This is a genomic window from Piscibacillus salipiscarius JCM 13188, assembly GCF_001311865.1.
Lineage (GTDB): Bacteria > Bacillota > Bacilli > Bacillales > Alkalibacillaceae > Piscibacillus > Piscibacillus salipiscarius.
This window is the reverse complement of the sequence record NZ_BBCD01000043.1, coordinates 1-8,346: the sequence shown is the minus strand read 5'-3', so window position 1 is coordinate 8,346 and position 8,346 is coordinate 1. Positions and strand designations below refer to the sequence as shown.

At 36.3% G+C, this 8,346-nt stretch carries 5 protein-coding genes and 5 pseudogenes; 8 read left to right on the top strand and 2 right to left on the bottom strand.

What is annotated here, in order from left to right:
- The 3 genes and pseudogenes from JCM13188_RS19950 to JCM13188_RS16975 form a co-directional block, all read left to right on the top strand.
- A pseudogene (locus tag JCM13188_RS19950) lies at positions 1–1,055 on the top strand (DNA polymerase IV); the annotation flags it as partial.
- Positions 1,056–1,067: 12 nt separating this feature from the next.
- Positions 1,068–1,152 (top strand): annotated as a pseudogene (locus tag JCM13188_RS19945) (YolD-like family protein); the annotation flags it as partial.
- A gap of 82 nt (positions 1,153–1,234) precedes the next feature.
- Positions 1,235–1,414: a YolD-like family protein gene (locus JCM13188_RS16975; protein WP_054755022.1), complete on the top strand. Its 180-nt coding sequence runs from the start codon at positions 1,235–1,237 to the stop codon at positions 1,412–1,414.
- A gap of 61 nt (positions 1,415–1,475) precedes the next feature.
- Here JCM13188_RS16975 and JCM13188_RS16970 read toward each other — a convergent pair whose 3' ends face one another.
- Both JCM13188_RS16970 and JCM13188_RS16965 read right to left on the bottom strand, forming a co-directional pair.
- Positions 1,476–2,447, bottom strand: a complete 972-nt coding sequence (locus JCM13188_RS16970) for an MBL fold metallo-hydrolase (protein ID WP_054755021.1) — start codon at positions 2,445–2,447, stop codon at positions 1,476–1,478.
- A gap of 46 nt (positions 2,448–2,493) precedes the next feature.
- Positions 2,494–4,131, bottom strand: a complete 1,638-nt coding sequence (locus JCM13188_RS16965) for a M20/M25/M40 family metallo-hydrolase (protein ID WP_054755020.1) — start codon at positions 4,129–4,131, stop codon at positions 2,494–2,496.
- Between the two features lie 169 nt (positions 4,132–4,300).
- On the opposite strand from JCM13188_RS16965, the pseudogene JCM13188_RS16960 reads away from it, so the two are divergent.
- The 5 genes and pseudogenes from JCM13188_RS16960 to JCM13188_RS16945 form a co-directional block, all read left to right on the top strand.
- Positions 4,301–4,987 (top strand): annotated as a pseudogene (locus JCM13188_RS16960) (glycerophosphodiester phosphodiesterase); the annotation flags it as partial.
- A 13-nt stretch (positions 4,988–5,000) separates the two neighbouring features.
- A pseudogene (namA, locus tag JCM13188_RS16955) lies at positions 5,001–6,021 on the top strand (NADPH dehydrogenase NamA).
- A gap of 17 nt (positions 6,022–6,038) precedes the next feature.
- A pseudogene (gene rnz, locus JCM13188_RS16950) lies at positions 6,039–6,980 on the top strand (ribonuclease Z).
- Positions 6,967–7,200, top strand: a complete 234-nt coding sequence (locus tag JCM13188_RS21595; protein WP_369405128.1) for a hypothetical protein — start codon at positions 6,967–6,969, stop codon at positions 7,198–7,200. The pseudogene rnz and the gene JCM13188_RS21595 overlap by 14 nt, the downstream one beginning before the upstream one ends.
- Positions 7,201–7,208: 8 nt before the next feature.
- Entirely contained in the window at positions 7,209–8,336 is a 1,128-nt protein-coding gene (locus JCM13188_RS16945; protein ID WP_369405127.1) for an aldehyde dehydrogenase family protein, read from the top strand.
- The last annotated feature ends 10 nt before the right edge of the window (positions 8,337–8,346 follow it).

The window sequence follows — 8,346 nt, the reverse complement described above, 5'->3', positions numbered from 1 at the left end:
ATGCCCTTTGGCAGTCTCAGGAAAAAATGTCCTGACTTAGTTGTGGTTAGACCACGAATGAAATTATATATAGATTTGTCTTACCAAATCACTCAAATTTTAGAAAGGTTTACGGATCAGGTTGAAGTTTTCTCAGTTGATGAACAGTTTATGGATTTAACTGGCACAGAACGATTATTCGGTGACCGATATTCAGTCGCCAAACAAATTCAACATGAAATACAAGAAGAACTTGGCGTATATGCGCGTGTTGGTATGGGGCCTAATAAAGTTCTAGCTAAAATTGCTTGTGATGCATTCGCTAAGAAGAATAAAGACGGTATATTTCATCTTACGCATGACAATATGAAAGAAACGATGTGGAAACTGCCCGTTGGAAAAATGTTTGGAGTTGGAAGTCGCATGAACCATCACTTTCAGCGAATGGGTATACAAACCATTGGTGACCTCGCCAATTATCCCCTACACCACTTAAAAACGCTGGGGGAATTAATGGCGAGGTACTATCTAATATCGCTAATGGGATTGACTATTCTCCAGTTACAACCAAAACTCATAACAGTCAAAAAGCAGTTGGACACCACATGACCTTGCCAAGAGACTATGAAGCGCTAGAAGATGTCAAAATTGTTCTTCTTGAACTATGCGAGGAAGTCGCCAAACGTGCAAGAGCTAAAAACTACCGAGGCCATACATTGTCGTTAGGTATACGCGGGGCAAATTTCGATGTTCCGACTGGATTTCATAGGCAAATCAAACTCACCTCCCCTACTAATTATGGGATGGATTTATTTCATGCTGCTTTAAAGTTATTGCATAAACATTGGGATGGTTTACCTGTTCGAAGTGTTGGCGTAACGTTATCACAACTGCAGTCCGCTGACGTGTATCAGTTAAACCTTTTTAATCCATCCGTCGAAAAAGACCAGCTCAGTAAAGCAATGGACGACATTCGAATGAAATTTGGCCAAACAGCAATTGTTCGAGCGTCTTCTTTAAAAGACGCTGGTCAAGTATTTGACCGAGCTCAAAAAATTGGAGGACATTATAAGTAAGGAGAGAATGTAATGAATCCAAATAAATTAACTCATGGGCATAATTTACTTTGGGAATCGAGCAGAATGATGCTACCAGAACATAAAGAACTGCTGCAACAGCATCAGCAACAATTAATTAAAAAACAAAACCTCTTTTAGATGAACAGGAGATTGAACAACTAGAAGGCAGTATTCTAATGGCCATTAGCTCTCAGTCACTTGTTCAGATAACATTGTTTCACCCTTACGAGACGGTGACCGCTACAGGGATCATACAAAAAATTGACCCATACACAAAACAGCTTAAGTTCTTTACATCCAAAGGAAAGGTTAAATGGTATCCATTAGATGAAATCATTAGTTTAGATCATCTCTAAAAGCAAAAAGAGCACCAGAATGATATAATCCAGTGCTCTAGCTCAACTTTTAAACTAATAATTATTTACTTGTTATTGGGTGCGCAGCTGTATATCGAACAACTTCTCCATCCGAAAGTTGTTCAAGTTCACCAATAGAACATAAATAGTCTAACTGTCCAACCGTTTCTGACATTGTTAAGCCGAACTGTGATTGATAATGCTTCGGAAATAAGTACTGACATATTTCATAAGGTGTTGAAGGCGACTCGCTAATGTAATCTAAAACTTTAAAAGCACGCTTTTCCTGTTTAGCGATTCGGTCGACAATCAATGGTTGATGATTAGAGAAAACTTTACCGTGCCCAGGATAAATCGTTGAAAAGGAATAGTCCAATACTCTTTTCATAGACTCACGATAGCGTAGTAATGGTTTTGGGCGCTCTTCTCCAATGTTAACAGGAGGCTCAAGCAGCGGATTTGATGAAATATGTTTTAATAAAAAATCACCTGCTAATAAGACATTCGTATCTTGATTATAAAAAGAAAGGTGACTTTCTGCATGTCCAGGAGTTTCAAGTGTTAGGAAACCTTCTAAACCTGGAATCTGATCGCCTTCATTTAAATATCGTGTCAAAGCACTCGGTGTTGAAAAAGCAAGTGTGTAGTCTAGAGCTCTTTCAATATCCTGAAATTGATCTGGTACACCCCACTTCGTATAAAGATCATTAAAGAACTGAATATAATGATCAAGATACATTTCATCACGTGTCAACCATTTATGAACCAATGAATGCCCATAAATGTTTTGGACATGATTAAGACGTCCAACTAAGCCAATGTGGTCAGGATGATGATGAGTCAGAACAACCTGATCGATGTCTTTAGGTGTAAGTCCAATGTTCTTAAGCTGTTCGTTAAACGCTTGCCATGCTTCTTCAGTATGCACACCTGCATCAATTAAAGTTATAATATCATTCTTTACAATATATACATGAACGTCTCCTACCGCATAGGGTGTCGGAAGTGTTAGTTGATATATATTTTGTGTCATTTAAACTGCCCCCAATAAAACTGAATAGGTATTCAGTTTTATTATACTACAAAAATAGTTTTTTAACATGGACGATTAAGCTTTTTTTAAACGAAAATTTAATCGCATCTGCTAAAACATTAGGCAGTTGTTCAAGAGAATAATCGATATTTAAACGTTCAGTCCATTGATGAGGATCTTTTCCCACGGGACCAATATTAATAGATGGGACGTCAATATCTTCTTCTAAATATTTAAGCAACCCCTCTTTTTCATTTAAAGGCATCTGTCTATATAATTCTTTTAAATTACTCTCTTTATTAGAATCATAGCCGATGTAGCTCAAATCTGAAATTCCATTAAAGTAATTAAGCGTTTTCACTTCATAGCTATATTGGTCTTTTAAAACCTGAGAAACTCGATTTGCTACTTTAGATACAAGTAAATTGTGTTCACTTGAAACTGCCGGATAATAAGGCGGACTATAGAACAAAATCATCATTGGAGCTAAATCTTTACACAAGAAAGCTAAGTCTTGAACTAAGAGAGTATTAAAATCGCGATCTCCATGAACCCTAGATTTAAGCAGCTCTTCCCTTCTTTTGTTTACTAATTCTTTTCCATGCCTTTTGACGGCTTCCTCATAAAGAGTATGGTAATCTAATAATTTTATATCGAAATTCACTTGATATCCATTGGCTTCAGCTTGTTGTTTAACATGGGTCTCTACTTGAACTTTTGTTCGTTTCATGACGTCCATTAATTGTTTTGTTAATGTTGGTATAGCTTGTCTCATTAACAATACATTGTACATAGAAACAGCTGTCAAAGGGGTTTGAACTGAGTAGTGTTCTTTTAAGTCACGATTCATTAAGCTAATAGGCGGAGGTGTTACCTCTTCCCCTACCCTCTCAGATAAGCTATGATTTAATTCTAAATTTATATTAAGATAACTGAGCATCAAATTAGCATTTAACCCATTAAAAGGTTCACCAACATGCGATTCCTTACCATAACAAAAAAAGCCTGGTAAAGCTTTTCCTAATGATCCTGTATATAAATATTTCTGCTGATCTTGAAGAAACTGGCGGAACATCGGTTCACTATTGATACACAATATGTATTCTAAGTCTTCTGTTTGCTTTAACCAATTTAACGTTTCTCTTGCTTTAAGCATTCCGGCTGAGTTTACTTCTTCATCTGGGACCAATAATAATAAAATGTTGCCGTCCCATTGTTCGTTAATGGCACGCTCAAGCATAGATAAATGTAAAGTTGAACCAGCTTTCATATCCATAATTCCTCGGCCAAACAACCACTCCTCTGAGCTTTGAAGATCAATTTTAGCATCATTAGGCAATTCCTCATGGTAAGTACGAAAATGCTGGGTTAATTCATCTGGATTAAAAGCTAGATCCTTAAATGAACCATAATCGTCAATTCCAACTACATCAATATGACTTAATAATATAATGGTTTTCTTTGTGGGCTTTTGAGCTTTTACCAAAGCCGTAAGTAACTTACGTCCATCATCTAATAAGTCCGTTTGAACCAATTCAGGATTTTCTTTAAAGTAATTTAGTGCTTTTAATTCCTGTTCAACATACTCGATTAAATGAACTTCACCTTTATGTCCAGTAATACTATCGAACCCAACTAAGTTAATTAATAGAGATCTCAACTCTTCTCGAGTTTGCCATTTCACCTTAACAATCCCCCCTTATAAAATAAGTTTGACTTTTCAATCTTTATACACCACAATCATAACAGAAATAAACAGGAATTATTGAATATTAATCGTATTAATAATAAATAACAGAGTCATAAATTGAGGTGGCTAAACATTATGAAAATTTTTTGCACACCGTGGTGCAAGCCGATATGCACCAGAAAACACATTACCTGCCTTTCAACTTGCGCACGAATTAGGAGCGGATGGAATTGAGCTAGATATTCAATTAACAAAGGATTTAGTTCCAGTCATCATACATGATGAGAATATAAGAAGAACGACAAATGGTACAGGATTTGTTCAAAATTATACATTAGAAGAGCTGCAAGAGTTTGACGCAGGTTATTGGTTCTCTAAGCGTTATATACATACCCCCATTTTGTCTTTGAAAGAATTTTTACAATGGGTTGAGGATAAGGATATGCTTCTTAATATTGAATTAAAAACTAATGTGATTGAGTACCCTACCATCGAACGGCGAGTTGTAGAATTACTTGAAGAGCACGACATGGTTCATCGTACGGTTATTTCTAGTTTTAATCCGTATACGATTCAGCGTTTACGAGATATTAGTGACGTCATAGAGTTAGCATGGTTAACCAAAAGCCAAGTAAAAGATATCGGAGATTTTTTAAATGACCTTGGAGCTAATGCCATTCACATTAAATCAAGACTATTATCATCTAAAATGGTTAAACATTTACTAGAGCAGCAAATACCGTTTCGAGTATATACAGTAAATCGCGTGAGCTTATCACGTAAATGTGTCACAATGGGAGCAGACGGAGTATTTACAGATATACCAGACATAATTAAACACAATTTATAAGGTAGGGATTTATATGAATACTAAACTATTTGAACCGATCACTTTTAGAAACGTCACCTTAAAGAACAGAATTGTGATGTCTCCAATGTGCATGTATTCCTGTTACAATCAAGACGGTTTAGTGACCCCTTTTCATATTACCCATTATGAAAGCCGCGCTGCAGGTCAAGCCGGCTTAATTATATTAGAAGCTTCGGCAGTTCAGCCTGAAGGACGTATTTCTGCAGAAGATTTAGGAATTTGGTCCGATGAACATATCGAAGGTTTAAAACAAGTTAATCAACGCATTCACGCCCACGGAGCCAAAAGTGGAATCCAACTCGCTCATGCAGGCCGCAAAGCTGACTTAGAAGGAGAGATTTTTGCACCTAGTGCAATCCCTTTTAATGAAGATTTTAAAAACGCCAAATGAAATGACATTAGATCAAATCGAAAACACTATTAAAGCCTTTAAAGATGCCGCTAGAAGAGCTAAACAAGCTCAATTTGATTTAGTTGAAATTCATGCTGCTCATGGTTATTTGATCAATCAATTTTTATCACCTTTAACTAATAAACGAACAGATGAATTTGGCGGTTCAATTGAGAACCGATACCGTTTACTTCAGCAGGTGATTGATGCGGTACAATCAGAGTTTGACGGACCAATCTTTGTCAGAATATCAGCTTCTGAGTATCATGAAGACGGAAACCAAATGGATGAATTTTTACATATTTCTTCACAAATGAAAAAGCAGCATGTAGATTTAATCGATTGTAGTTCTGGCGGTGTTGTACCTGCTCGTATTCGGACTTACCCAGGTTATCAAGTAAGGTTTGCTGAAAAGATTAAACAGCAAGCAAAAATTCCAACTGGCGCAGTAGGTAAAATTACAAGTGGAATTCAGGCTGAAGAAATTCTCCAAAATGACCGCGCAGACTTAATTTTTGTAGCTCGGGTATTCTTGAGAAACCCATACTGGCCGAAACAAGTGGCAGATGAGTTAGGAATAGAACTCAGTGGTCCTGTTCAATACAATAGAGGTTGGCGTTAGACTGGAGGATCAATAATATGCAGTTAACATTTTTAGGAACTGGTTCAGGGGTGCCATCTAAAAGACGCAACGTATCGTCTTTAGCTCTATCCATGCTACAAGAACGAGATGAAATTTGGTTATTTGATTGTGGTGAGGCAACCCAGCACCAGATATTGAATTCTACAATAAACCAAGAAAAATATCAAAAATATTCATAACTCATATGCACGGGGATCATATATACGGATTACCAGGGCTATTAAGTAGCCGATCTTTCCAGGAGGGTACAAGTCCTGTAGAAATATATGGACCTCCTAGATTAAAAGAGTTTATTGAACTCAGTTTGAAAGTAAGTGAAACAAGATTAAAATATGACCTTATATTTCGATCTATTAACGAAAATATCCTATTTGAAGATCAGCATATACAAGTATCATCGATTCGTTTAAAGCACGGGGTCCCTTCTTTTGGTTTTCTTATCCAAGAAAAGGATTCAGTTGGCCCACTAATTCCAGAAAAACTAAAAGAAAGAGGAATTAAACCAGGTCCTATTTATCAAGAGATAAAAAAACAACCGCGAAGTTAGTTTGCCAGATGGAACGAATATAAAACGAGATGAGGTTACAGGTGACCCCATTCCTGGCCGTAAGGTTTCTATACTAGGCGATACTCACGCTTTAGATGATATAGTTGATTATATCTATGATTCTGATGTGCTTATACATGAAGCAACTTTTATTAAAGAAGATCATGAATTAGCTCACCAATATTTTCATTCAACAAGTGAACAAGCTGCTAATTTAGCAAAAGCTGCCAATGTAAAAGAACTCATTTTAAACCATGTTTCATCAAGATATGTATGGGAAGACTTACAAAAGGAGCTTAAAGACATTAAAGAGGTTTTTCCAAACACTCATTACGCTGAAGACTTCTCACTTACGTTATTAAAAGGAGGGATGAATCATGAGTCAATTTGAAAATCTAGTGCAAAGTCAGAAGGAAATGTTCCGCGCAGGGAAAACAATGACTTACACCTATCGCATTCATCAGCTTCAAAAACTACAAGAAATGTTAAACCGATATGAACCTAGAATATATGAGTCCTTGCACAAAGATTTAAATAAGTCAACGTACGAGGTCTTAACAACTGATTTGGATTTTTGCAACAAGAAATTAACTATACAATCAAATATTTAAGAGAATGGATGCAGCCAAAGAAAGTTAAAACACCAGCGTCTCATAAAGGTGCTAAAAGTCTAATATACAAACAACCTTATGGGGTTACATTAATTATTAGTCCGTGGAATTATCCTTTACATTTAGCTATAGCACCACTCATTGGAGCGATTGCCGCTGGTAATACAGCAATTATCAAACCTTCAGAATTAACACCTTATACGAGTGATTTAATTGAAGAAATGATCAAAGAAACTTTTGAGGAAAAATATATCACTGTCGTACAAGGTGGCCCCGAAATTAGTCAGGAATTATTAGATCAATCATTGGATTATATTTTCTTTACAGGTAGTGTGCCTGTTGGAAAAATTGTCATGGAAAAAGCCAGCAAACAATTGATTCCAATCACTCTTGAACTTGGAGGCAAAAGCCCTTGTATTGTTGACCGGGATGCTAAGGTTGAATATGCAGCTAGACGGATTGTGTGGGGTAAATTCGTAAACGCTGGACAAACTTGTGTTGCTCCTGATTATCTGCTCGTGCATGAGTCTATAAAAGAGAAGCTTTTAAATCAAATTAAAACTGAGATTGAGAAAATGTACGGATCTAACCCACTACAAAGCGGTGAGTATACAAAAATTGTTAATGATACACACTTTGATCGTTTATCTCAATATTTAAATGAAGGTCATATAAGTGTTGGCGGAGAAACAGATCGAACAAATCGTTTGATTAATCCGACCTTAATTGAGCAATTGGACTGGGATTCTAAGATCATGCAGGATGAGATCTTTGGACCACTTCTCCCTGTTATGACGTTTAATGAACTCGAAGAAGTTTATGACCATGTGGAACAGTCTAGAAATCCTCTAGCCTTATATTATTTTTCAGAAAATGAGAAAAACCAAGAATGGATCGTCAGAAATATATCATTTGGTGGTGGATGTATTAATGACACCATGATGCATTTAGGAAATAATCAATTGCCATTCGGTGGAATTGGCACAAGCGGAATTGGAAAGTATCACGGTAAATACAGTTTTGAAACGTTTACTCATGAAAAGAGTGTATTAAAACAGACAACGGCATTCGACTTAGCTTTTCGTTATCCTAACTCAAAAATGGGAAGAAAAATCTTGAAGAAATTGTTAAAATGATTTATATACT